The sequence below is a fragment of the Tumebacillus algifaecis genome, assembly GCF_002243515.1.
In the GTDB taxonomy this organism is placed as follows: Bacteria; Bacillota; Bacilli; order Tumebacillales; family Tumebacillaceae; genus Tumebacillus_A; species Tumebacillus_A algifaecis.
Map to the genome: position 1 here is coordinate 641,562 of NZ_CP022657.1, position 25,931 is coordinate 667,492.

The window sequence follows — 25,931 nt, forward strand, 5'->3', positions numbered from 1 at the left end:
CTTGAGAATTGTTATCAGTCATAATGTTGAGAATGATTATCAGTTGCAAGTGATATATTGTATGGAATTTGGTGCATAAGGTGGGACGTCAAACGATGAAGAGCGTAGCGAACGATAGCCTGCATCAGGTCGCAAGCGACATGGTGTTGGAGGATTTGGTCAATGCGGTACTGCAAGAGAATCTGTTGGGCATCGTCGAGCGGGCAGCTTTTGTGGAGCAACTGCCGGACGCTTGGGTGGACGCTTGGGGTGAAGTTGGCAGTTTCGACCGCAGCGATGCTTTTGCGGAGCGCTATTTGGTCGTCACGCTGGGCCAGCGTGGCATTCTGGCGATGCGAGTGCGGCCTCAGCGTTTCTTGCAGCAATACAAGCTGAGCCGCCTGCCGATCATTTTGGTCGGGGAGGACGGCGCACAGCAACTCGACCCGTTGCAGTTCATGCAGGAGTTGGCGCAGTTGGCCAGTGCGGAAGAGCGTGCGGAAGTCCTGCCGAACTTGGACGGGTTTCTGGCCGAGCTGCAAGATTCGGTGGAGCACACCGCCCTGTCCTTGGAAGCGGGGGAGCGCTTTCGCGCGCGCGCAAGCCACTCGCTGCTTGAGATGGAGCAGCTTTCCGCCTTGCGCGATCGACCGTTTCATCCGACGGCCCGGGCGAAGCGCGGTTTTTCAAACGAGCAGTACCGCGCCTACAGTTCGGAGTTTGGCCGTGCGTTCGAACTGGTCTGGCTCGCCTTGCACCGTGACTATGTACAAAAAGGGGAGCGTGCCGCCGCAGAGATTGCAGACTTTGCGCTGACCGAGCAGGAAAAGGGCCGCCTCTATCGCGCGATGGAGCAAAAAGGATTGTCGGCGCAAGAGTATCTGGCGATTCCGGTGCACCCGTGGCAGATGGAAGTGGTGTTGCCGCAGGTGTATGCGGAGGAGTTCAAAAGCGGTGTGCTGGTTGAACTCGGTGTGAGCACAGGCCGCTTTGTCGCCACCTCGTCCCTGCGCGCCTTATCGCGGGAGGAAGGCGGCGATCTGCATGTGAAGGTGCCGATCGGCATCTACTCGCTGGCCGCCCTGCGCATCTTGCCGCTGCGCTATCTGCACAACGCAGAACAGGCGCAGGGAGTTCTGCAGCAGGTGATCGAGGCTGACCCGCTCTTGAGCAACCGTCTTCAGCTCTGCGATGAAAGTCAGTGGTGGGGCTTTCACAACCCAGAAGAGGATGCGTTCGCAGATAAGCCAGGGCATCTCGCTTGTCTGATCCGTCAGTATCCGGCGCGCTTGCTGGAAGATGAGCAGTTGCAACTGCTCTCGATGTCATCGCTTGCCGTATTCGATCGGCAGGGACGGATGCCAGCTTTGGAAAGCGTGCTGGCTGTGCGTGGCGGGGACATGGCCGCCGAAGCGCTCCAGCTGTTCGGGGAGATCGCAGACTTTTTCATCGCGACGGTGGTGCAATGCTTCCGGTACGGCATGATGCCAGAGGTGCACGGGCAAAACGTGGTGCTGAGCTTCCGCGATGGACGCGTCGAAGGGATGTTGCTGCGCGATCACGATACGATCCGCCTCTATCTGCCGTGGCTGGAGCGCGAAGGGTTTGCAGATCCAGGGTATGTGGTGATGCCGGGCACGCCGAACAGCTTGCAAAATCGCTCGCCCGAAGCGCTGATCTCCTATTTCCAGACGCTCGGGTTGCAAGTGAATCTCTATGCGATCGCCGATGCGATCGCGCGCACTTATGGCGTGGCCGAAGCAAAGCTTTGGGCGGAGATGCGCCGCGCGGTGGAAAGCAGTCTGCAACAACAGCTGCCCGCCGATGTCAAGGCGGTGCTGGAAGCGACGCTGTTGCAACAAGCGACTTGGCCGACCCGCACGCTGATCGCACCCTTGTTGCGTCGAGTCGGCTCGGGCGGAGGAAGCATGCCTGCAGGTGTCGGGGAGACGGCCAACCCGTTGCTTGAGGCGGGAAAATGAGTTGGACCGCAGTACAGCGCCGCCAGAGCCTGCGCATTCTGTGGAGTGGGCAGTTTCTCGCGATCGCTGGACTGACCGTGCTCGTGCCGCTCTTGCCGTTTTATCTGCGCGAACTGGGCGCTACGGCGGGTGAGAACAGCTTTTGGACCGGGATGGCGCTGGCCGCTCCGGCGGTGACGCTCTGTTTGACCTCACCGCTCTGGGGGCGGGTCGGCGACCGTCATGGACGCAAATGGATGGTGGCGCGAGCGCTGTTCGGACTGGCGCTCAGCCTCTTCTTGATGGCAATGGTCCAGTCACCGCTCGCCTTGTTTCTCTGCCGCTTGTTGCAGGGGGCATGCGGTGGGGTTGTCGATGCCGCTTCGGCCTATGCGGCATCGGAAGCGCCCGAGGAAGAGCGCGGCCAAGTACTCGGAAAACTCCAAGGGGCGACGGCGGCCGGTTCACTGTTCGGGCCGCTGATCGGTGGACTGTTGGCCGATGTGATCGGTTTCCGGCAACTGTTGTTGCTGATGGCGGTGCTGACGGCGGCAAGCGGTGTTTTGACATCGGTCGCCCTGCGCGAATCGAAGCCGAAGCGGGTGGCGAAAAGCGAGCAAGGTAGGGTGCATCACTCTTTCACCCGCGTGTTTGTCGAGATGTTGCAACACCGACGCCTGCGGGCGTTTCTGATCGCCGGGCTGTTGGCACAGACGGGCATCTATGGGCTGGTCACCGCGTTTGCGCCGCATGTCGAACTGCTGCTTGGCAGTTCGGACAGGGCGGCCTCATGGGTTGGCATTTTGCAGGCGCTCACTTGGGGGGCGGGCCTGCTCGGTGCCGCCTGGTGGGGCAAGCGCAATGACAGGCACTCGATCGAGAACAATATGTTCTGGGCGCTGGCGCTGTGCGGCTTGAGCATCGCCCTGCAAGCACTGCCGCAGGAAGCGAGCGGACTCATTCCGCTGCGCCTGTTGCAAGGGTTTGCGTTCGCCGCTCTGTTGCAGTCGGTCTTTCTGGCGGTCGCACAAGAGACGGGACGGCAAAGCCGCGGTGAGCGGATCGGAGCGGCCAATTCGTTTCTGGTGCTCGGGCAGATCATCGGGCCCTTGCTCGGCGGTGTGTTAGGTGGAATTTGGACGACGGGCGCTGTGTTCGTCGCGATGGGCGCGCTGTTTATCGTCGGTGCGCTGTGCATGATGTGTGCGCGGATTCACATCCGCCCTTTAGGGTCGGACCGTTCAACTGCGCTGTAGAGAGGAGAAAGCAAATGACAGTACAAATCAATCAGGTGGACAGTGACCACGCCGATAACCCGGTGGCGGCCCTGCAATCTGTTCAATATGTGGAAGTGCGACGTCGAATTTTTCGTCAGTTGCTCGAATCGCTGATCTATGAAGGGGTGTTGCCCGCTGAAGAGACGGAGGTTGGGGGCGAGCCCGGCTTTGCGATCGAAGGGCGGACGGAAGGCGGCGAAGTGGTCACCTATTTGGCGCGCGGAAAGCGTAAGTTGACGTTCGATCGGATTCGCTTGAGCCGTCAGTATCCAATTTTGCGACAGGTTGGCAACGCGCTCTCCGAAGCTGAATCGCTGGCTCAGTTCCTGCTCGAAGTGCGAACGACGCTCGGTGGTGATCAGCAGATGTTGACGCACTTCATCAATGAGTTGGAGCAGACGCACGCCAAAGACACGCTGGCGCAGTTTTACCGTCACCAAAAGGGCATCTCGCTCCGAGATTGCGGGTATGACGAGATGGAAGGCAACGTGATGGACGGCCATCCCTACCATCCGAGTTACAAATCGCGGATCGGGTTTGACTTTGCGGACAACTATCAATACGGGCCGGAATTCACGCCCGACCTCTACCCGATCTGGGTCGCGGCCCACAAGAGCGCCACGCGCTTTTCGATTTCGAAGGAGTTGCACTACCCTGCGTTTTTAGAAGCGGAGTTGGGGTCCGAAACGTGGCAGGGCTTCACTGAGCAGGTGCGCGCGGCAGGGCAGTCGGTGGACGACTATTATTTCCTGCCCGTTCATCCTTGGCAATGGCAAAAGCAGGTCGTGACCGCCTGGATCGACGATCTGCGGGCGAAGCGCTTGATCGTGCTCGGTCCTGCCAAAGACGCGTACCGCCCTCAGCAATCGATCCGCACCTTGGCCAATCACAGTGCGCCACACCGTAGCTACATAAAACTTTCGATGAGCCTGATCAACACGTCCACGACCCGCGTGCTCGCGCCGCATACGGTGCAGAACGCCGCGCTCGTTTCCGACTGGCTGAAGCGGCTGGCGCTTGACGATGCCTTTTTGCGCGATGAACTGCGCACGATCATGCTCGGTGAGGTGATGGGCATCTCGTATGACCCACCTGTAAAGTCAGACCTGCTCCATGCGAAAACGTATGGCATTCTCGGCTGTATCTGGCGCGAAAGCCTGCACCGCCATCTGTTGCCCGGCGAAGCGGCGATCCCGTTTAACGCGTTGACCGCGCTCGATTTGGATGGGCGTCCGCTGATTGAGCCGTGGGTGAAGCAGTATGGCGCAGAAGCGTGGTTGCGTCAGTTGTTCACAATAAGCGTCTTGCCGCTCGCACACTTCCTGTACGCGCACGGCATCGCCTTGGAGACGCATGCGCAAAATGCGATTCTGGTTCATGAACAGGGCTTGCCGTCCCGCTTGGCACTCAAAGACTTCCATGACGGCATCCGCTTCTCGAAAGCGTTGCTCGGCAAGCCGAACGAGTTGCCCGCTCTGCATCGCACGCCGGAAGCGCACACGCGGATCAACGTCAACTCGTTTATCGAAACGGAGGATCTCGGACAGGTGCGCGACTTTATGCACGACGCCTTTTTCTTTATCAACATCGGGGAATTGGCCTTGGTGATAGATGAGTTCTACGGCGTGGAGGAAACCGATTTCTGGCGACTGGTGCGCGAGGTGCTGGAAGGCTACCAACAGCGTTTCCCAGAACTGAAGGAGCGCTTTGCACTGTTCGACCTGTTCACACCGATGATCGAAGTGGAGCAGTTGACCAAACGCCGCTTTTACCCGGACACGGAACTGCGGATGCACAAAGTGCCCAATCCGCTGGCAGTACCTGCCAACGTGGGACAGGGAGTGAAATAAGATGCTTCGCGAGAACGTATTGAAACGTAAACTTCAGCAGGGTGAGACTGTGTTCGGTCTCATCTGCTCCGTTCCGCATCCGACGATGGTCGAGATGATCGCGGCGGCCGACTATGATTTTGTGATCATCGACACCGAGCATGTGCTGATCAATCCGGAGACGCTGGAGAACATGTTGCGTGCCGCCGATGCGTCTGGAATCACAGCGTTGGTGCGCGTGCAAGACGCAGCTCCGAACACGATTTTGCGCGTGCTAGACGCAGGCGCGCACGGGGTGGTCGTCCCGCACGTCCGCACCAAGGAAGAGGCGGAGGCGATCGTCAAGGCGAGCCGTTACTATCCGCAAGGCATGCGCAGTTTAAATGGTGGCCGCCCCGCCGATTTTGCCAAAATCGATCTGCAAGGCTACTTGACGTATGCCAATGAGCAGGTGATGGTCGTGCCGATGATCGAAAATCGAGAAGGGGTGGACAACGCGGCCGACATCGCCTCGGTGCCCGGCGTGGACATGATTCTCGAAGGGGCGGCCGACCTGTCACAATCGTATGGCCTGCCGTGGCAGACCCGCTCGGAAACGGTGCAAAGCGCGCTGGCACAGGCGGCGGCTGCGGTGCGCGCACAAGGCGTTCCGTACTGTGCGATTCCGCGCGCGCTGGAAGATGTGGCGCTCTGGCAGGAACGCGGTGTCACCGCGTTTGTGCTGGGGGAGGAGCGCGGCACTGCGTTTCGCGCCTTGCGCACACATCTGAGCACATACCGCGATGCAGGGACGGGGAGGAGATAGGATGATCGGGGTATTATCCAATTTGCATTTGGTAAAAGCGGATGACATCTGCCTGCACGAAGCGCACGAATCGAAGCGGCTGCATCTCACCTCGGAGGCGATCCGCGAAGAGGGCGTGCTGCGCCATCCACCGCTTGCCGTGCGGATGCGCGACGGTCGCTGTCTGATCATCGACGGCGCACACCGCACCTGTGCGCTCCAGCAACTGGGCTGCCGCTACATCCCGCTGCAACTGGTGGAAGCGCACGACTTCACCTTGGAGGCGTGGCACCACCTCGTTCCGGTCGGCCCGTGGCTTGACGATCTGCAGCTCGACCCGACCTTGCAATTTACGACGGAGCGTCCGGACGGTCAGCCGTTGGCCGAACTGGTGAAAAGCGATGGAAGCGTGCTGTATCTCTCCTGTGGTGCAGAGGAAAACCGCTTTCAAGCCTGGCATCGGATCGTCGGTGCTTACAGCGAGGAGTACCGAGTCAACCGCCTCGCTCCGCACGCATCGTATCAGCTTGATGCGCATCACGTCGTGCTGCGCTATCCGGCGGTCCGCTTGGATGAACTGGAAACGGCGGTGTTTGCCGGACAGTTGATGCCGGCCGGAGTCACTCGATTTTCGGTGCGAGGCCGCCTGTTGAACCTGCGCATCCCGCTTTCGCTGTTGTTCGATGAAGAACGGGCGCATGAAGAGTGGGCAAAGCTGTGCATGTATTGGTCGAACACGTTGCGCCTCTATTCGGAAGCGGTCTATCTGTGCGAAGTGTAGAACTAGAAAACCATCAAGGAAATCGAAACGAACGTTGCCTACCTGTGATTTTGGGGGCTGCTCGAGCAACGAGGGCGTTTGTCTGCAATCTGGGAGCCTATCCGATATGGATAGGCTTTTTTGCTGAGCGTTTTTTCAGAGACTGAACACGACCTGGATTGAATAAGAGGGAGCGATGTTGAGGGGCGAGAAGTGCTTTTCATGCATCTTAAAGCGTTAGGTAGGACTAATAAATTCCCACTTCTGTGTTGAGAACATGTTATAGTAGTAAATGGAATTAGGATTTTTCTTCAATCATACTGTTAAGAGGTAGTGATATGTTTACTAACAGTGAAAAGCAGTTGACCGAATGGTTGCCGATGGCTCCCTTCGAAGAAAAAGCTTTTTTGCAAATCGCCATCACGCTATCTGAGATGGTGTACCGAATACATCGACAAAATGTGCGGATCGGGGGCTTGAGCCCTGCCAACGTTCGAATGAGTGCTGATCGAACGCTGGCGGAGCTATCCGAAACGGTAGAGATGCACGATATCTATCAAGCCCCGGAGCAGACGGGTCGAATCAATCGAACGCCGGACGGACGCAGTGATCTTTATTCGCTCGGTGTCATCTTCTATGAGCTGTTGACCGGAGTGTTGCCGTTTCAGGCGCAAGGGGAGACGAACTGGAGCTATCTACATATTTCTGCACCCCCGCGACCTCTGGGCGAGATGCGACCAGAGTTGGAGGGACCGCTGCAAGACATCGTCTTGAAGCTGTTGGCGAAGTCGCCAGAAGATCGCTACCAGAGCGCTTATGGGCTGCTCGCTGATCTGAAGCAGTGTGCGAGGATGCTGGAGCAAAATGGTGTGCTGATGCCCTTTCTGATTGGTCGCGTTGACGAAATCCGTGAATTCCGGCTGCCGCACAACCTGTTTGGACGGGATGAGCAAATGCAGTGGTTAGTAGCGGGCTTTGAGCTGGCAGCAGCGGGAAAAAGTGTGTTTCGATCGATCAGAGGTGTGGCAGGCATCGGTAAGACGGCGCTCATCAATCAGTTTCAAGAGACGGTGGCCAGACGCGGTGGTCGTTTTGTAGGAGGGAAAGGCGATCCTCGCGATCAGGACAGGCCATATGAGCCCGTGTTGCAAGCGCTGCGGCAATGGATAGAGGAACTCTGGAGCGAGCCGACCGATACGGTCGCCAGTCTGAAGGAACGGTTGAACGCGAGGCTAGGCGAGGAAGCGCAAACGATTGTAGCGTGTTGGCCAGAAGCGTGCGCATTGCTGGGTGATCCTGCAGGGGAGGCGCCAGCGTGTGGTCCAGCCGTTGCGGCCCGCTTTGGCGAGCTGCTGCCCGAGATGATCGGCTGTATGGCGGAAGGCGAGCAATCGCTGGTCCTGTATCTCGATGATCTTCAATGGGCGGATGTGAGCACGATTCGTCTTCTTCATCGACTTGCTCGCGACGAAGAGATAAAAGGCTTGATGGTGATCGGCGCTTCACGGGAGGAGGCAGATTCCAATTGGATCGCAGATACGGCCGACCAGACTGAGCTACCCCCTCTGCTCTATGAGGATGTGCGACTCTGGGTCTCCTCCGTCCTGCATGAGGATACGGCTCGCGCTCGCCTGCTAGCAAGATCGATGTACCTTCAGACGCAAGGAAATCCCCGTTCGCTGCGCCTGCTGCTGGAGAATTGGCGGAACGAGAAAAAGCTGATCTACGACGAAAAACAGCATCGGTGGATGTGGGATGCGGAAGTGACCAAGCGGATGAGCGAATCGGAGGAGAGCATTCGCTTGGTCAAAGCTGGCTTCAGCAGGCTTTCCGAAGAGACGAGAGCAATGCTTGCGATCGCCGCGGCGATCGGTCCTTGCTTTCCTCCTGAGATGCTCGCCGAAGTGAGTGGACATTCCCTCGAACAGACGCTTCATCTCTTGCAGGCGGCCGAACGAGAGGGGATGATCTGTTATGAAGAGCAAGCGAAAGATCGCCGCGGCGAGGAGCGCCTCTATCTGTTTTTGCACGATCAGGTGTGGCAGATGGCCGACAGCATCTATGCGGATCGCCGTGCCGACTGGCACCTGAAGATCGGTCGTCTGTTGCAGCGGCAAAATTCGAACTGGCACGATGACGCCCTCTATGAAACGATCGATCATCTTAATCTGGGCATGGCGAACATGTCGGATGGAGAACGGGCGGAGCTGGCTTGGCACAATTATCGGGCAGGAAGCAAAGCGATCTCATCGATTCAATATGCGAAAGCGAAACGTTATTTCGAAACCGGATTGCAGCTTGTGGAATCGGAAGTGTTCGAGTCGGGATCGCTCGTCTGTAAGCTCACGATCGAGTTGATCGAGTGTGAGCATATATGTGGGAACATCGAGCGGGCACAATCGCTTCTGCGCCGAGTAATGATTCATAAACAGAAGCTGAATCTGGAAGATCGCATCCGTGTCTACACCTATCTGATTCATCTGGCCACATATGATCAAAACGACAAAGCGGTGCAAACGGGGCGCGAGGCTTTGGCAGAACTTGGCTGGAAGCTTCCAGAGAAGGTTTCGACAGCGACTGTGATCAAGGAAGTCCTGCTGACACAGGCTGTCCTGTATCGGATGCGCGATAAGTTCGATCGACTGCCTCCGAATGAGGAGGTAGAATTTAAAGCTGTATCAGGTCTGCTTGTCGATCTGTTCACTCCACTCCTGATCCAGGATGACAAGTCGTTGATCGCACTGTACGCCAAATTTATTCGCTATGGTGCAAAAAAGGGGATTAATGAACCGTTCGTCTTGCTCCTTAGCGTCTATGAACTGCTACTGCAAAGAGGATTACCGCAATTTTTGGAAGGTTACTGTCCCATAAAGTTGGAACATCTGCAAGCTACTTCCCAGCTCAGCCAAAGATTTCAACCCAAACTCCCCTTTATGATCGGGTTTTCCAAGCAGTTGGAGAATCCGATCGAAGCTTCGATCTATCTGGAAAAATCGTTGCGCTTGGGAGTAGAGATAACAGACCCAGCGTTTGTAAACCTGGCGATTGCCATGTGCCTCCTCAACCACTGCGGAGATGTGCACGCGTTGTCCAAGCTGCTTGCCTACATGGAAAGGGAGCCTCGACCGTTCACTGTTGACAGGGTGCTCGAACTGATACAGGTTGCTAAAGCATATCTGGCAGCACTTCAAGATGCTAGCTTGCAAGACGCTTTCGTGGCGATTCCAGACCCGGATCGTATGGATCGAGCGCAGGATGAGGAAGACAACTTCAGCTGCGGCTGCAGGCTGGAGGTTGCGTATCTGTCGGGAAAATACAAGGAGGCGCAGTACTGGGCGAAACGCTGTCGAGAGAATGAACTGGCACCCGATTTGTTGCAAGTTCGCAAGCAGCGGTTGTACGAAGCGTTAACTTTTGCCGCATGTTACGTGGATGCGACCCCCGATGAACGCAAACGCACCCTTCGGATGCTTACGAAGCAGATGCGCTTGATGAGGAAGCGAAAGGGCTATTTGGGTGCTGATTCTGCCGCTCATCTGCTGATTCGCGCAGAGTGGAAGCGCATCTGCGGTGATCGACAGGAGGCGATGCAGGAATATGCAGCCACGATTGAACGGGCGCGGCAGGAAAAGCAGGGGCTTTTTGAGGCGATCAGCTATGAACGGCTTGCCGTTTGCTATCAAGAGGCTGGCAGTCGAACGGGCGTGACGATTTCGTTGATGGATGCTTGTACTGCGTACACGGTCTGGGGAATCACCGCCAAAGCGAAGCAGATCAGCAGCGAGCATGCTGATGTAAGTGGATACTTGTCAACGCCATTGGAGGCGCGGGCGACAGAGATGGAGAGAGAAGGTCAGGATCTTGTGAGGACTGATGAGAACAAGGTCGTTGACAGCCCCGCTTCGCTCGCGGAAGAAGATCTTCTCCATCAGATTGTCAGATGGTCGGTCAAGCCGAATGATCCCAATCTCCTGGAAAGTTTCCTGACGGCCACGCTCCGTCAAGCAGGGGCCGATCGAGGATTGGTGATCAGAAGTCTGAGCGGGAGTTTTCAAATTAAGGCGCAGACTGGGAGTGTCAATTGCGAAGGAGCTGCCAGCACCTACTCGGAAGCTGTGCTTCGCCATGTGCGGATGACAGGTGAAGCTTTGATGATCGACGATGCAGCTCGCAGCTATTTTCAGAAAGATCCCTACATTCGGCAGTGTGCACCACGTTCGATCATCTGCATGCCGATCGTCTTCCCGGGTAATCAACCTAGCGATCTGCTCTATCTGGAAAATACGCAGGTGACAGGCGTTTTCACGGAGACGACTCGAAACGTCCTCGAACTGATGATCACGCGGATGACATACCTGAGGGTGCTATCGGGCACAACAGCCGAAGCAGGAGGGGAGGTTCCTTTCCCTGTTGTGCAGCCCGAACCGCAAGCGCTGATCGAGCCGTTGACGAATCGTGAGACTGAGATCCTGATCGCCCTGTCGGAAGGGCTATCCAACCGAGAGATCGCAGAGAGATTCAACATTACCGAACCGACAGTGAAAACACATGCCTCCAACATTTATGGCAAACTCGGCGTGAGGCGTCGCGGACAGGCTGTGGTTCGAGCAAAGGAACTGCAACTGATCAGCAGATAATCGAAGTTCAACGCATCGAAAGCTGGGCCAATGGGTGCCCAGCTTTCTTTTTTTGCTATTTTTGCGGTCTACAACTTTTGGATGATACGATTTTTTCCCCTAAAGTCTATACTTTCACGAGTGTTATGGAAATCAAACAGCTAGGAGGATTGAGAGATGGGTCGTTTCGGGAGAAGGGGATCGCTAAGGAACTGGATCACCAGTGTCATGCTCATTTTTGCATTGTTGATCGGTTCGGTAGCGAATGCGGTTGCTTTCAAAGATGTATGCGAAAGTCACTGGGCCAGCAAACAGATTCAGGAGTGGCTAGACAAAGGGCTCGTAAAAGGGTATCAAGATGGAACTTTTAAACCGAACGGCAAGGTGACGAGAGCAGAATTTATGGTGCTCGTGAACGGCGGTTTTGGTTTTACCGAAGAGCAGGAAATTAACTTTTCGGACGTGAAAGCGGGAGCATGGTACGAAGGGGCTGTCAAAAAAGCGGCAGCTGCAAGCTACATCGACGGATACGAAGATGGCACCATGCGTCCCGATCAGCAGATCAGCCGGATCGAAGCGGCTGCTATCGTGGCGAAAATCGCCAAGCTACAAGGAAATGAAGCGGAGGCAGACGCATTTCAAGATGCGATCCCCAAATGGGGCAGAGCGGCTGTCGGCGCCATGAAGGAACATGGCTATATCATCGGCTATCCGGATGGAAGCTTCGGTGCAGCCAAGCCGATGACGCGCGCAGAAGCGATCGTCGTTCTCGACCGGGTCGTAAAGGATCAGGAAATCAAAGCGCCGGAAGTGTGGACGATCGACAAAGCGGGGACGTACGGTCCCGTTGAAGGAAAACAGGTCGTAGCAGGCGATGTCAACATCACGGCTGCCGGCGTGAAACTGCAAAATGTGACGATCAACGGGAAGCTGAACATCTCCGAGTCGGTCGGCGAAGGCGATGTCGAACTGAAAGGCGTCACCGTCAAGGGGGATTCCTTCATTCAGAGTGGAGGGGAGAACAGCATTCATATCGAAGACTCGGTTCTCGACACGGTGAAGGTTCTCAAGAAAACAGGCACGATCGGAATTGTCGTCAAGGGAGTCACGAAGATCGAAACCTTGAAGATCGATTCGCTCTCCATGCTGGATGTTGGCAAGAACGCAACGATCGAGGAGATTATCATCAACGCCGTTACCAATGTAATCGGTGAAGGAACGATCCATCAAGCGTTCATCAACATTTCGGGAGTCAGCTTCGAAAAAGCACCGACGATCATCAAGACGGCGGAAGGTGTTCAACCTCCGTCGATCAAGTCGACAACACCTGGTACAGGCAGTGGTGGCACTGGCGGCAGCGATGGTGGCGGCGATGGTGGCGGCGATGGTGGCGGCGATGGTGGCGGCGATGGTGGCGGCGATGGTGGCGGCGATGGTGGCGGCGATGGCGGTGGCGAAACGCCTCCCGATACCACAGCGCCCGAACTGTCGAACGTATCCGTTAAAGCTTATATTGGAACAGCGGTTTCGGCGACGAGCAATGAAGCGGGAAGCCTGTACTTGGTACCGCACGCGACAGAAGCAAGTCTCGCCGCCTTGATTGCAGCGACGGCAGCAAATAAAGGCACTACAGTGCCGGCCGAAGCTAACGTGTCGGTCGACCTAGGCACGACAGGTCTTGCAGCAGGAATCTATGTGGTCTACGCAGTCGATGCGGCTGGAAATCTGTCGGCGAAATCAGCAGATATCATCGTGGCACCTGTTGGGTATACACTCATTATGTCTGCACAGGATCTTGAAAACATGCGAATGGATCCGGACGGTAAGTTCATTCAGCTCATGGACATCGATTTCGAAGGCAACAACTGGGAGCCGCTTAATTTCTGGGGCACATATGACGGAAATGGTTACACAATTTCGAACCTGAAAATTGAAAATACTGCAGGCCAATTCGTGGGCTTCTTTGGATTTGTGGATCAACCGGATCAAGGTGCTGTGATCAGACAGGTTCAACTGTTGTCTGTATCGATCAATGGTAACGGTAACGGTAACGAATGGATCGGCGGCTTGGTTGGTTACCTCAAAGAAGGATCTGTAGTAGTAGACAGCCATGTCACAGGTAGTGTGACAGGAACAGGAATAGCAAAAGCAGTCGGTGGTTTGGTTGGTTATAATGAAGGCTCCATCACAGGCAGCTCTGCTTCAAGTGATGTAACTGGATATGACTCTATCGGCGGCCTTGTTGGCGAAAACCACGGTCAAATCACCAATAGCTTTGCCTCTGGAAATGTGGAAGGGCATACACGGGTCGGAGGCCTTGTTGGCAATAACTTCGGTCAAATCACCGAGAGCCATGCAACTGGTGCTGTAACTGGATTATTCAATAATGTTGGTGGTCTTGTCGGTTCCAGCGAGGGTGAGATTGTTGATAGCTATGCAACTGGGCATGTAAAAGGAGGAACGTTTGATATCGGAGGACTTGTCGGCACTAACCACGGTCAAATCACCAAAAGCTCTGCCTCTGGAAATGCGGAAGGGCTTAAACGGGTCGGAGGCCTTGTCGGCACTAACTTCGGTCAAATCACCGAGAGCGATTCAACTGGTACTGTAAGGTTGCTGTAACTAGATATTTCAATATCGGCGGACTCATCGGCTCTAGTGAGGGACCGATATCTGATAGCTATGCGGAAGGTGCTGTAACTGGAGATGACTAGGAAGATCTTTCCGAAGTGAAGGCAAAGAAAGTAGGCACCTTTGAAGCAGTCAATTGGTCGATCATCGAATCTGACAGCACCTGGGTCATCAAAGAAGGGAAGTACCCGATTTTAAGGTGGCAATTGTCGAGGGAAGCAGAATAAAAGGATTACGAATGGAACAGGCAACCTGTCGCCCGATAGCGGCAGGTTGCCTGTTCTTTGCTGTTCTTGAACTAAAGTGAATGCGGAACACAGGTGTACAAGCTTAGCAGCAGAAGCGGGCTTGGCAACTCAAGCGTAGGCCGCTTGTGCGTGACGCACTGAGCGTTTGCTGTTCGAGCGGCGTGGGCGGGCTGAGTTGCTCAGCCCCTGCTATCACTTGCACCGCACATTGGCCACAGGTGCCCTTTTGACACTTGTAGGCGATCGGTTGGGCTTGGCGCAATCCGGCTTGCAACAGCGTGGCACCGGAGAGGGCGGACACGACCAAGCTGCGCCCAGACTGCCGCAGTTTGATCGGGCGCGGCGGCGTGGCCACAGGCGGCACAGACGATGTTCGAGGCGCGAGACCATGCGAGGCAAGACGTTGGGCTACAGGTCGCGATTCCGGGCCACGCTTTGATTCGATCAGCGAGCCCACGGTCAGTTTTTTGCTCATCTCAGCCAACAGCTTTGATCGCAGGTTGCGGCTTCTCGGTTGGCACTCGTTTCAGCGACAGATTCGTCGTCTCCTCCATGCCCAGGTCATTCAACAGCGTCTGCAACTCTTTTTGATACGACGAGGCGGCGGCCCCTTGGCTGAATTCTAGCAGGCGTTTGGCGCGGGCGCTTTTTTGTGCAAAGGCCCACGCTTGGTACGCTTTGTTGTTCACATCGGCCACGCGCTTATGAACGGGTCGCAGCACCAGCGTCAACTGATCGACGTTGACCACGCGCACCGCGCCTTGCTCATCCATAAAGCCAAGTGAATAGAAGCGGTGTCCGGTGTAATCGACGCGCACGATCACCGCGTTGTCAAACTGGCTGCCATCGGCCAATGTGATCGATTCCGTCTCGATGCAACCGCCGATCTCTTTGCATTTTTCTAAGCCATTATAAAAATCAATCAGTCCGAAAAGGTTCATCTTCGGTACCTGCCTTTGTTGTATTTGAGAATGAATATCATTTACATCTATCTTAGCAAGAAACTGACCGTTTGTATATTCACAGAAAAAAATGGAAAGCATGGTATGGACGTAAGTTGCGAAGTCAAGGAAGGGTGAAACGATGCAGGAGATCGAGCAAATCTTGCAGATGTTGGAACGGGAGCGCGGGAGCATCCATACGTTCATCGAACACATGGGCATCATCATGAACAACACGGAAGACCCGCTGACCAAAGAGCTGCTCGCCCACCTGGTGGAAGAGGAAGAAGAGCACCTCTCACGCTTGGAACAACTGCTTCCGTTGCTTTCGGCAGCCGATTGGCAAGCGGGATCGACAGAAGCGGAGCGTGTGATGTCAGATGCCGAGCACACGGGCAGGCAGGTCGGAGTTCGTGAGAGCGGACGGACGCTGAGCGTGGGCAGCATGATTTCCTACTGATCCAAGGTCGCGACGTGAGGAGGAAGCTGAAGTGAGCATCGCAAGAGCGATTGATAATGACATGCCGCTGCGCGGTGATGATGAGGAACGCTTGTTGCACGAGTTGATTCAAGCGGCACGCCGCCAACTGGTCGGACGACGCTTTATTGAAATTTACGGTCCGCTGGGCGCTGGTGTGCAAGGCGTGCCTGCCGAAAGCTATGAACAGCAGGCCGAGCTGGCCGAAGTTGACCAACTCGGGGAAGAAGAAAATGAAGCGTTCGGCACAGGCGTTCGTCGGCAATTGACGATTCCGATCTTGTACAAAGATTTTATTTTGCATTGGCGGGATATCGAGTTGGCGCGGCAGTTGGAGACGCAAATCGACTTCAGTGCCGGTGCGGGCGCAGCAGCTGTGGTCGCCGCGAAAGAGGACGATCTGATCTTTAACGGCAATCAAGCGCTGGATATCGAAGGGCTGGTCAACGCCCGCGGCCGCCTGACCCATCTGATCGAAGACTGGGCGGAGCATGGCCGTCCCTACGCCGATGTGGTGCAGATGACGACCAAACTGGTCGAGGCAGGGCAATACGGACCCTACGCGATGGTCGTCCACCCTGTTCTCTACGCGAAGATGCTGCGCGTGCACCAAGGGACGAACGTGCTGGAGATCGAGCACATTCGCGAGTTGGTGACGGCAGGTGTGTTCCAATCTCCGGTGTTGCAAGAGAATTCGGGTCTGCTCGTCTCGGTCGGGCGCCAAAATTTCGATTTGGCCATCTCGGAGGATCTAAACGTTTCCTATTTGGGGGCTGAGCGCATGAACCATCCGTTTCGCGTCTATGAATGTCTGGTGCCGCGCATCAAACGTCCGTCGGCGATCTGTGCGTTTGCGCTCTGATTCTTGAAAAGCGACCGCTTGTCATCTCAAACAGGCAAGCTGTCGTTTTGCGCTGTGCAAGGCTGGCTGCAAACGAACGCGGTCCGGCCATTTTGCACGGTTTCGGACGCGTTTTGGACAGAGGCTGACCTATTTTTATCGAATCTAGATAAATACCGCTAAGATTTAAGGAATTATACGAAAATATGCCAAAATCTAGTGTGTATTTGTCGAACAGAATGTAGTACGATAGAACTAGAATTCGAAATCTCTCATTCTTGATTCGATGAGAAAAAGGAGGTGACCAAAGATGGCTATCTCGCTTGTAAAAGGTCAGAAAATTGACCTGACGAAGTCGAACGCAGGGCTGACCAATCTGATCGTAGGTTTGGGATGGGACCCCGTTCAACAAAAAAAGGGGCTCTTTGGTTTCTTAAAGGCGGAGGCGAACATCGACTGCGATGCGTCTGCACTGCTTTTGGATGCCAATGACAGGCTGACCAAAGACGGGAATCTCGTTTGTTTCTATAACAAAAAGAGCAAGTGCCAATCGGTAATCCACTCTGGAGATAACCTGACGGGTGAAGGGGATGGCGACGACGAGCAGATCTTTGTCGATCTGAAAAAAGTGCCGTCCGATGTAGCAAAAATCCTGATGGTGGTCAACATTTACGACTGCGAGAAAAGACGGCAGGATTTTGGCATGATTCAGAAGGCGTACATTCGCGTTGTCAATAGAGCGAACAATCAGGAATTGGTGCGCTTCAATCTCTCCGATAACTATTCGGGTAAAACGGCATTGATCGTGGCCGAAATCTATCGTCACGACGGCGATTGGAAGTTTAATGCGATCGGTGAAGGCGCTTACGCCGCGCATATCGACCTGTTGGCAGCGAAATACAAGTAACACTATTTTAAGGAAAAGGGGTTTTTCACAATGGCAATCTCTCTTTCGAAAGGTCAAAAAGTTGATCTGACTAAAACCAATCCGGGTCTGAGCAAAGTGATCGTCGGTCTTGGTTGGGACACCAACAAATATGACGGCGGCAACGATTTCGACCTCGATGCGTCCGTATTCTGCACGAACGGTGCGGGCAAAGTCAACTCGGAGAAAGACTTCATTTTCTACAACAATTCTCAAAACGAAAACGGCTCGATCGTACATACTGGTGACAACAGAACTGGCGAAGGTGAAGGCGATGACGAGGCGGTCAAAGTTGATCTGTCCGCTGTTCCGGCCGATGTTGAAAAAATCGCGTTTTGCATCACGATCCACGATGCTGATGCGCGCGGCCAAAACTTTGGTCAAGTCTCCAACGCATTTGTTCGCATCGTGAACGAAGCGACGAACGAAGAAGTGATCCGTTTCGACCTCGGCGAAGATTTCTCCGTGGAAACGGCAGTCACCGTTGGCGAATTGTACCGTCACAACGGCGAGTGGAAATTCAACGCGATCGGCAGCGGCTACAAAGATGGCTTGGCTGGCCTGTGCCGTGACTACGGTCTGAATATCGCGTAATCGTGTTCAACGAGAGGGGCCGTCTTATTTGCGGTCCCTGTTTTTCTAACATGTAAAGATGGAGAGCGAGGGAATTTTATGACGATCAGTCTTGCCAAAGGGCAACGAATTGACCTGACCAAAACAAATCCCGGTCTGAAAAAAGCGATCATCGGCTTGGGGTGGGACACCAACAAGTATACGGGTGGTCACGATTTTGATCTGGATGCCTCCGCTTTTTTGCTGCATGAAGACGGCAAAGCAAAAGGCATTCAGGACTTTATCTTTTACAACAACCTGACCGGAGGCAATGGGTCGGTCGAACATACGGGCGACAACCGCACCGGAGAAGGCGAAGGCGATGATGAACAGATCCGCGTCGATCTGAGTGCGGTTCCATCCAACATTCACCGCATCGGGATCACCGTGACCATACATGATGCGAATGCGCGCGGGCAAAACTTTGGACAGGTATCGAACGCCTTTGTGCGCGTCGTGGATGAAGAGACGAACCGCGAAATCTTGCGCTTCGATCTGGGCGAAGAGTTTTCCGTCGAAACGGCGGTCGTGATCTGCGAACTGTACCGTCACGGAAGCGAGTGGAAATTCCAAGCGATCGGCAGCGGCTTCTCCGGCGGTTTGCAGTCGCTTTGCAAGAATTACGGACTGGACGCGCAATAATTTGCGCGAGCAGGGGGTGGCGAAACTGTCACCCTCCATTCTTCATTTAAAGGGTGAACACAGATGACCACTACAGTTGTGAAAGGCCAGCGGGCCGATTTGACCAAGCATACGCCTGGCCTGTCGCAGATCACAGTTGGGTTAGGATGGCAAGCGGCCGCTCAGCTCGAACTTGATACATCGGCGTTTCTTTTGACAGCAACTGGAAAAGTAGCGAAAGATGAAGATCTCATCTTTTACAACAATCCTTCCACACCTTTTATCTCCTATCAAAATGCACAGGATCGACAGGATCAAAAGCAATTTAAGATCAACCTCAGCCTGATTCCGGCTAGCGTTGACAAGATCGCCTTTTCGTTGACCATCTATGATGGTGAGAAACGGGGGCAACATTTTAGCAGTGTACGCAACATGCACTTCCGCGTACAAAACGATGCAACTGGGCAGGAAATCCTGCGCTTTGACCTCGAAAATCTGTTCTCCGTTGAAACTGCGGTGGTCATCGGAGAGTTCTACCGATATAACGGCGAATGGAAGTTCAACGCGGTCGGGGCGGGCTTTTCTGACGGCCTGCACGCCTTGTGTGAAAACTTTGGCATTCAGGTTCAGGAAGAGCCGACATCAGCCCCGGAGCCTGCGCCAATGCCGAAAGCGGAACCGAAGCCAGCTCCCGTGCCAGTACTACCACCAACTCCAGCACCAACTCCGGCACCGCAGCCTGCGATCAACCTGACGAAAATCGTCTTGGAAAAACGCGGAGACAAGATCAACCTCGAAAAGAAATCGGGAAATCTGGGCGAAATCTTGATCAACCTCAACTGGAATCAAAAACAGTCGGGCGGCGGCTTTTTCCGGAAAAGTACGGGTATCGACTTGGATCTGGCTTGCCTGTACGAACTGAAAGATGGCCGCAAAGGTTTGATTCAAGCGCTTGGCAACAGCTTTGGTTCCCTGACCCGCCTGCCCTATATTGCGCTGGATGGCGATGACCGCACTGGCTCTGTCTCGTCGGGTGAGAACTTGCGTATCAACGGCAATCATCTCAAGGAGTTCAAACGCTTGCTCGTCTTCACGTTCATCTATGAAGGGGTCACGCGCTGGTCGGAAGCGGACGCAGTCGTGACGATCAAACAACAAGGCGGCCCAGACATCGTCGTCAACTTGAACGAACATGATAACCGCAAGGCGATGTGTGCGCTCGCGATGATTCAAAATGTCAACGATCAGACGATGAGCATCGAGCGCTTGGTACAATTTTATAAGGGACACCGCGAATTGGACCATGCGTACGGTTGGGGCATGGACTGGGTTGCCGGTCGTAAGTAAATACAATCACTTTGGAGGAAAGCAGCATGGATTGGTTCACAAATTTTGTTTCAAGCGCCATTGAGAATTATGGGCATTTCTTCTCTTGGGATGCGATCGTCGCAACCCTTTCCGATCCAGTAAGCTGGGGTATCATCGCAAGTTTGGTCCTGCTTGAAGGTTTGCTCTCGGCAGACAATGCGCTTGTGCTGGCTGTCATGGTCAAACATCTGCCGGAAGAACAACGCAAGAAAGCGCTGTTCTACGGGATTCTTGGCGCCTATGTGTTTCGCTTCTTGGCGATCGGACTTGGTACCTACCTCGTCACGTTCACCGCGGTCAAAGTGCTCGGTGCGCTTTATCTCCTCTATATCGCCTACACTGGATTGTTTAAAGGCGGCGATGATGAAGAACGGGAAAACAAACCGATGTCGTTCTGGAAGACTGTACTCATGGTCGAGCTGATGGATATCGCGTTTAGTATCGACAGCGTCGTGGCAGCTTTTGGTCTGAGCAATGAAGTTTGGGTCTTGTTCCTCGGCGGTATTCTTGGCGTCTTGATGATGCGTGGCGTCGCACAAGTGTTCCTCAAACTGATCGACAGGTTCCCGGAATTGGAACAAGCTGCGTTTATCCTGATCGCAATCATCGCGGCGAAGATGTTCATCGCTGTGTTCGGCTACCATGTTCCGCATGTCGCATTCTTCGGAATTTTGATCGCTGTGTTCGTAGGTACGATCATCTACAGCTCCCGTCGCAAATCGAAACATGCGCAGTAAGACTCCATAAGGAGATCATGAAGAATGAATCCCTCATGTTTGAGGGATTATTTTTTTCCAGAGGCTGTTGCTCGTCAGACAGAAGGGAGGCGATTTGTTGCGGTATTTCAACTATCTATCACCAGAGGAAGAACAGGCGGTATTTCACAAGCCTCCTACATCATTCAACAATGCTTCGAGCCGAGAGATTCTCTCTTATGCAGCAGGGGCTGCCCTCTACTCACCTGCGACTCGTTTGACGATTGCAGATGATCTTGTGAACCGAAAATATGAAGGGCTTGTGTCGATGGTGTTTGATCTGGAAGATGCGATCGGAGATCATCAAGTGGCAGAGGCGGAGGAGTCTCTGCTGAAGCACATCGACAGCTTAGCGTCCGCGATCGAACGCGGTGTGTTGCCACAGAGCCACGTTCCACTGCTGTTCATCCGTGTCAGGAACCCGGACCAGCTAAAAAGACTGATCGTTCGGTTCGCGGAACAGATCGTCCTGATCACAGGCTTTTTCTTTCCGAAGTTCTCGCCGCAAAATGGCTGGGAATATTTCCAGATCCTCGACGAGTACAATCGGCAAAAATCGACCGATGCGCCGACGCTCTATGGATCACCGATTCTGGAGAGTGCGGATGTCATCTATGTGGAGCGGCGGGCGGAAACGCTCCTGGGCAGCAAAGCGATCCTCGACCATTTCCCAGATTATGTGCTCAACGTGCGGGTCGGGGCAACCGATTTTTCCAGCCTGTTTGGCGTTCGGCGCAGTGTCCACCACACCATCTACGAGATTGCGGCGATCCGGGATTGTCTTGCCGATATCTTGAATGTGATGGGACGGGCTGAGGACGGCTATGTGATCACGGGTCCGGTGTGGGAATATTTCTCCACCAAGCAGGCGGAGACGATCGCAGGCGATGAACGCATTGCCTGCCTGGCGCGGAGCTATGGCTTGGACCCGAAGACACAGGCCGAGTATGGATTGATTCGCGAAGTCTTGCTCGACAAAGAGAACGGCATGGTCGGGAAAACGATCATTCATCCGAGCCATCTCAAGATCGTCCAATCATTATTTCGCGTCACACATGAAGAATATCTGGACGCGCTCAGCATTTTACAAAACCATGATGGCTACACGGGCGTAATCAAAAGCGAGTATGCCAACAAGATGAATGAAATCAAGCCACACCTGAGCTGGGCCAAACGAATTCTTGCCAAAGCTACTGTATACGGGGTGTTACATGAGCAGGAAAACAGCAACTGACACGACAAGTCAACAGGACAAGCATACGTATGACATCATCGGTGATCTGCAGGTGCAGGTGACCGTCACGGAAAATCCGTTCGATCTGCCGCTGGATGCAATGTTTGCGATGGCAGCCAGAATCAACAAGAAACGAGCCTTTCTATTTGTCAGCAAAGTGTTGGGCAAGCATCTGCCGGTTCAACCTGCCGTATCGCTCGTCAGCGGGTTTGCGCTGGCTTTGCTTTTGCAGCGGGAACTGAGCGGTGTTGCGCCCGATCCGCGATTGATTGTCGAAGGACTGCTCGAGCCAGCAACGGCTGCCGATGCGTATCGCAAGCTCAAAGCGCAGAAATGGACGCCGCCGCGCCGACTGGCCTTTATCGGTTTTGCCGAGACGGCCACCGCGCTGGGACACAGCATGTATGATGCGTTTGCTGAAGGGTGTCGTTATCTGCATACAACGCGAGAGCTGATCCCCGAACTCACCTCCACGCTCAATTTTGAGGAAGAGCATTCGCATGCGACGGCACATCGCTGTTATGCTGAACATCCCGTTCAAGGGCAGGAAGCGATCGTCTTGGTCGATGACGAGATGACGACCGGCAAGACGGTGCTGAATATCATCCGCGATCTGTACCGCCAGTACCCCGCACACAAGAACTACTATGTGGCGGCACTGTTGGACTGGCGAACGGAGGAACATCGCGCGCGCTTCTCCGAACTCGAACAGGAGCTTGGCATCACGATCAAGACGCTCGCGCTGATCAAAGGGGAGATGAGTTCGGCGGGCGACCCGCACCTGTCAAGTCGGTCAACAGACATCGGCCAACGTTCGGCTCCGGCCGCTTTGGAAATCATTCGCCTGCCCGACCTGTTCGAGCGCGTGTCGGTGTCATCGCTTGATTCGGCGGGCAATCGTCATGCCGCTCCGTTTCTTCGCGGCACGGGCAGATTTGGGATCGAATCGGCCGACAACGAGCAACTGGACCGATGCATCACGCAAGCGGCCGAGTGGTTGCGAGCGAAACGGACGGGCGACAAAACGCTCTGTCTGGGGACGGGGGAGTTTATGTACCTTCCGATGCGCATCGCAGCCGAAATGGGAGCGGGTGTGCATTACCAATCGACCACGCGCAGCCCGATCTACCCAAGTTCTGAGGGTGCGTATACGATTTGGGAAGCGTTCCGCTACCCAAGCCCTGAGGATGCGAACGTGCAACATCATCTCTACAATGTGACGAGGTACGACTATGACGAGGTGTTTGTCATGCTGGAAAGACAGGTAGAAGCGGAACAGCTACAGCCGTTTCTCGACGTGCTCGTCCACCTCGGCATCAAACGCGTGTATGTGGTGATGGTGTCTTGAAACAAGGAAAGGAGCGGTGTCGATGAATCCTGTGCGGGTCAGCCAGATTTCTGAACCGGAACCGATCGGCAGTTATTCACCTGCCGACGTGCGCTTTTTATTGAAAAATTTACAGCACATTCGCTTAGAGCAATCGAATGAAGACCGTGAAGAAGCGATTCAAAACGGGACACACTACTCGGAGATGCTACCTGTCGAATATCGCCCGTCTCCCGCCTATCTGCAACTGTTTCATCAGACGTTGCAGGACTCGGCCGAACGGGTGGCGCTGGCGGCGGGCACCGTTGCGGAACTGATCATCAGCAAGCGTGGTCGGGAGGTCGTCTTGGCTTCTTTAGCCCGCGCGGGCACGCCGATCGGCATTTTGATCAAACGCTATCTGGAGCAAATCCATGGGCTCTCCCTGCCGCATTACAGCATTTCGATCATTCGCGGGAAAGGGATCGATGAGAACGCGCTCCACTATATCTTGCAACATCATCCTGGGATGCCGATTCAATTTGTGGACGGCTGGACGGGCAAAGGTGCGATCCGCAACGTGCTGACCGCCGCTTGTGTCGATTTTGCAAACGCTTTTGGTGTGACTTTATCTGACGACCTTGCTGTGCTGGCAGACCCCGGTTTCTGTTCGGAAACGTTTGGGACGCGTGATGATTTTCTGATTCCGAGCGCCTGCTTGAACGCGACGGTGTCCGGGCTGGTCAGCCGCACCGTTTTGCGTGCTGACCTGATCGGCCCGCACGATTTCCACGGGGCCAAATTTTACGAAGAATGGCGCGAGGAAGATGTGTCCTTGCTGTTCGTGGACACGGTGAGCTCCTATTTTGCGAAGATCAGTTCGGAAGCCAAACGCCTAGCGATGCAGCACTTGGCAACACAGGCTCCGGCCGATTGGCAAGGAAGTAAGAGCATCGAACAGATTCAAGCGCATTTTGGGATCGAGGACATCAATCTGGTCAAACCGGGCGTTGGCGAGACGACCCGCGTCTTGCTGCGCAGAGTGCCGTGGAAGATCCTCGTCGATCGCTTGGACAATCCGAACTTGACCCATATTATGCTGCTGGCGAGCGATCGTAACGTTCCGGTCGAAGTGTATCCGGGGATGACCTACTCTTGTTGTGGGTTGATCAAGCCGTTGAAAGGGGAAGTGGAATGATCTTTGCAAGCGACCTCGATCAAACGCTGATCTACTCACAGCGTTCCAAGGGCAGCGACTGTGCGGAGTCGATGTTGATTCCGGTCGAAACCAAGAACGGGCAAACCGTTTCCTACATCGCGGTGCAGGCGCTCTCGTTGTTACAGGAGTTGTCCGAGCGCGCGATGTTCGTCCCTGTGACGACCCGAACGATCGAGCAGTATCAACGCATCCATCTGTTTCAGGAGCAGATCAAACCGAAGTATGCGGTGACGAGCAATGGCGGTCACATCCTGATCGACGGTGTTGCTGACCCGAACTGGCATGACGCGATCCGCCGCAACCTCGAGCACAGCTGTACGCCAAGTGATCAGGTGCGCCGCCTGTTCCACGAGATCGCCACCCCCGATTGGGTGAGTGCGGAGCGCTTTTGCGACGGGTTGTTTTATGCGTTCCTGATTCAGCGCGACCGACTGCCCATCGCAGAGATGCAGGGGTTGGCAGCCGAACTGGATGCGCTCGGGTGGGATACGTCGGTGCAAGGGCGCAAGGTCTATCTGGTGCCGCGCGTGGTGAGCAAACGCGACGCGCTTGTGTATCTGCAAGAGCTGGAAGGCAAGACGGTGCGTTTTGCCTCGGGTGACTCGTTGCTCGACCGTTGTATGTTGGACGTGGCCGAGCATGCGTTTGTGCCTCGACATGGCGAACTGTATCGCGAACATCAGGGGCGTTCCGATCAAGCTCCTGTTGTCTATCGGTTTACCGAAGGGTCAGGGGCGCTGGCGGCCGTGGAGATCCTACAGGCGATCTCCGACCTTTTGAACGGCTCTTGATTGGGGATGGGGTGGTAAAAATCTACAAAATCCCCTATACTTTTAGTAGAGTTAGGTTCTGGAGGTGACCGTTCCATGATAAAGAAAAAAGTCGTGCTTTGGACCTCTGCGGGGTATCTCTTCGCCTTGATCACCAGTCCGATCATTCCTGAGCTCTTTTCGCTGTTGATCCCGCTCGCGGGGTTGGGGACAGGGGTGTATCTGGAAGGAAAGAAGAAAACGACCAACATCCCAGATGTGGTTCCGATTGAGTCGGCGGAGCAAAACGTGCCGCCGGAGCAGGACCTGCCGCCGAAGCAGCAGCCGGAACAGCGTTCTAGACGGCATGCAGAGCAGGTGAGCCCAGAATTTGCACCCGTGTTGGAGTATTTGGAAATCCTCGAGGACATGATCATCTCGGAAGGTCAAAAGAACAATCTTGATGACGAGATCGTCGATAAATCTTTGGCATTGTTCGCCCGTCTACAACGTGTGATTCCGCTCTTACAAGAATTGAACAATGATTCGATCAATCATACGATTCGCAGGCTGGTGCTGAAAGATTTGAACGGATTCATCACGCCGTTCTTGCGACTGAGCAGCGAGACGAAAACGAAAAACCGCCGCATGTTATTGAATGGTTTGAAGGACATCAATATGAAAATTACGTCGATCGTCGAAACGATTGAGCATAAGGATCTTATTGAACTACAGACGAAAGCCGATCTGATTCACAGCCGCTACAGCGATTCGGATCAATACTAAGGAGGAGACCG

At 54.6% G+C, this 25,931-nt stretch carries 21 protein-coding genes; 19 read left to right on the forward strand and 2 right to left on the reverse strand.

The genetic code is table 11. The features are described from left to right. The first annotated feature begins 95 nt into the window (after positions 1-95). The 7 genes from CIG75_RS02855 (at position 96) to CIG75_RS02885 (ending at position 13,828) form a co-directional block, all read left to right on the forward strand. Positions 96-1,961: an IucA/IucC family protein gene (locus tag CIG75_RS02855; RefSeq protein WP_094235282.1), complete on the forward strand. Its 1,866-nt coding sequence runs from the start codon at positions 96-98 to the stop codon at positions 1,959-1,961. Next, positions 1,958-3,196: an MFS transporter gene (locus tag CIG75_RS02860; protein WP_094235283.1), complete on the forward strand. Its 1,239-nt coding sequence runs from the start codon at positions 1,958-1,960 to the stop codon at positions 3,194-3,196. The genes CIG75_RS02855 and CIG75_RS02860 overlap by 4 nt, the downstream gene beginning before the upstream one ends. Before the next feature lie 14 nt (positions 3,197-3,210). After that, a complete protein-coding gene (locus CIG75_RS02865; protein ID WP_094235284.1) occupies positions 3,211-5,067 on the forward strand; it encodes an IucA/IucC family protein in 1,857 nt (618 codons plus the stop codon). 1 nt (position 5,068) lies between these two features. After that, entirely contained in the window at positions 5,069-5,851 is a 783-nt protein-coding gene (locus tag CIG75_RS02870; RefSeq protein ID WP_094235285.1) for an HpcH/HpaI aldolase family protein, read from the forward strand. 1 nt (position 5,852) lies between these two features. Next, positions 5,853-6,611: a ParB N-terminal domain-containing protein gene (locus tag CIG75_RS02875; protein WP_157729352.1), complete on the forward strand. Its 759-nt coding sequence runs from the start codon at positions 5,853-5,855 to the stop codon at positions 6,609-6,611. Between the two features lie 317 nt (positions 6,612-6,928). After that, positions 6,929-11,227 carry an AAA family ATPase gene (locus tag CIG75_RS02880; RefSeq protein ID WP_094235287.1) on the forward strand — a complete coding sequence of 1,433 codons (4,299 nt, stop codon included), beginning with the start codon at positions 6,929-6,931 and terminating at the stop codon, positions 11,225-11,227. 156 nt (positions 11,228-11,383) lie between these two features. Continuing rightward, complete coding sequence (locus CIG75_RS02885) at positions 11,384-13,828, forward strand: S-layer homology domain-containing protein (RefSeq protein WP_094235288.1); 2,445 nt, start codon at positions 11,384-11,386, stop codon at positions 13,826-13,828. A 339-nt stretch (positions 13,829-14,167) separates the two neighbouring features. Here CIG75_RS02885 and CIG75_RS02890 read toward each other — a convergent pair whose 3' ends face one another. Both CIG75_RS02890 and CIG75_RS02895 read right to left on the reverse strand, forming a co-directional pair. Next, entirely contained in the window at positions 14,168-14,560 is a 393-nt protein-coding gene (locus CIG75_RS02890) for a 2Fe-2S iron-sulfur cluster-binding protein (protein ID WP_094235289.1), read from the reverse strand. 1 nt (position 14,561) lies between these two features. Beyond that, a complete protein-coding gene (locus CIG75_RS02895; protein WP_094235290.1) occupies positions 14,562-15,026 on the reverse strand; it encodes a hypothetical protein in 465 nt (154 codons plus the stop codon). A 142-nt stretch (positions 15,027-15,168) separates the two neighbouring features. Here CIG75_RS02895 and CIG75_RS02900 point away from each other — a divergent pair, with 142 nt between their 5' ends. The 12 genes from CIG75_RS02900 (at position 15,169) to CIG75_RS02955 (ending at position 25,920) form a co-directional block, all read left to right on the forward strand. Then, positions 15,169-15,486 (forward strand): hypothetical protein, encoded by a 318-nt coding sequence (locus CIG75_RS02900; protein WP_094235291.1) that lies wholly within the window; start codon positions 15,169-15,171, stop codon positions 15,484-15,486. 61 nt (positions 15,487-15,547) lie between these two features. Further along, a complete protein-coding gene (locus tag CIG75_RS02905; protein WP_172844492.1) occupies positions 15,548-16,366 on the forward strand; it encodes a family 1 encapsulin nanocompartment shell protein in 819 nt (272 codons plus the stop codon). A gap of 289 nt (positions 16,367-16,655) precedes the next feature. Then, complete coding sequence (locus CIG75_RS02910; RefSeq protein ID WP_094235292.1) at positions 16,656-17,252, forward strand: TerD family protein; 597 nt, start codon at positions 16,656-16,658, stop codon at positions 17,250-17,252. A 30-nt stretch (positions 17,253-17,282) separates the two neighbouring features. Further along, positions 17,283-17,864 carry a TerD family protein gene (locus CIG75_RS02915; RefSeq protein WP_094235293.1) on the forward strand — a complete coding sequence of 194 codons (582 nt, stop codon included), beginning with the start codon at positions 17,283-17,285 and terminating at the stop codon, positions 17,862-17,864. Between the two features lie 78 nt (positions 17,865-17,942). Continuing rightward, positions 17,943-18,524: a TerD family protein gene (locus CIG75_RS02920; RefSeq protein ID WP_094235294.1), complete on the forward strand. Its 582-nt coding sequence runs from the start codon at positions 17,943-17,945 to the stop codon at positions 18,522-18,524. 63 nt (positions 18,525-18,587) lie between these two features. Then, a complete protein-coding gene (locus CIG75_RS02925; protein WP_094235295.1) occupies positions 18,588-19,850 on the forward strand; it encodes a TerD family protein in 1,263 nt (420 codons plus the stop codon). Between the two features lie 26 nt (positions 19,851-19,876). Then, positions 19,877-20,608 carry a TerC family protein gene (locus CIG75_RS02930; protein WP_094235296.1) on the forward strand — a complete coding sequence of 244 codons (732 nt, stop codon included), beginning with the start codon at positions 19,877-19,879 and terminating at the stop codon, positions 20,606-20,608. A gap of 97 nt (positions 20,609-20,705) precedes the next feature. Next, on the forward strand, positions 20,706-21,860 hold the full coding sequence (locus CIG75_RS02935) for an HpcH/HpaI aldolase/citrate lyase family protein (protein WP_094235297.1): 1,155 nt from the start codon (positions 20,706-20,708) through the stop codon (positions 21,858-21,860). Beyond that, positions 21,838-23,208, forward strand: coding sequence for a phosphoribosyltransferase family protein (locus tag CIG75_RS02940; protein ID WP_322348600.1), 1,371 nt, complete (start codon positions 21,838-21,840; stop codon positions 23,206-23,208). Before CIG75_RS02935 ends, CIG75_RS02940 begins: the two co-directional genes overlap by 23 nt. Positions 23,209-23,230: 22 nt before the next feature. Continuing rightward, on the forward strand, positions 23,231-24,364 hold the full coding sequence (locus CIG75_RS02945; RefSeq protein WP_094235298.1) for a cysteine protease StiP family protein: 1,134 nt from the start codon (positions 23,231-23,233) through the stop codon (positions 24,362-24,364). Then, the gene (locus CIG75_RS02950; protein ID WP_094235299.1) at positions 24,361-25,176 is read left to right on the forward strand and encodes an HAD family hydrolase; all 816 of its coding nucleotides are present in this window, start codon (positions 24,361-24,363) and stop codon (positions 25,174-25,176) included. The genes CIG75_RS02945 and CIG75_RS02950 overlap by 4 nt, the downstream gene beginning before the upstream one ends. A gap of 75 nt (positions 25,177-25,251) precedes the next feature. Further along, positions 25,252-25,920: a hypothetical protein gene (locus tag CIG75_RS02955; protein WP_094235300.1), complete on the forward strand. Its 669-nt coding sequence runs from the start codon at positions 25,252-25,254 to the stop codon at positions 25,918-25,920. The last annotated feature ends 11 nt before the right edge of the window (positions 25,921-25,931 follow it).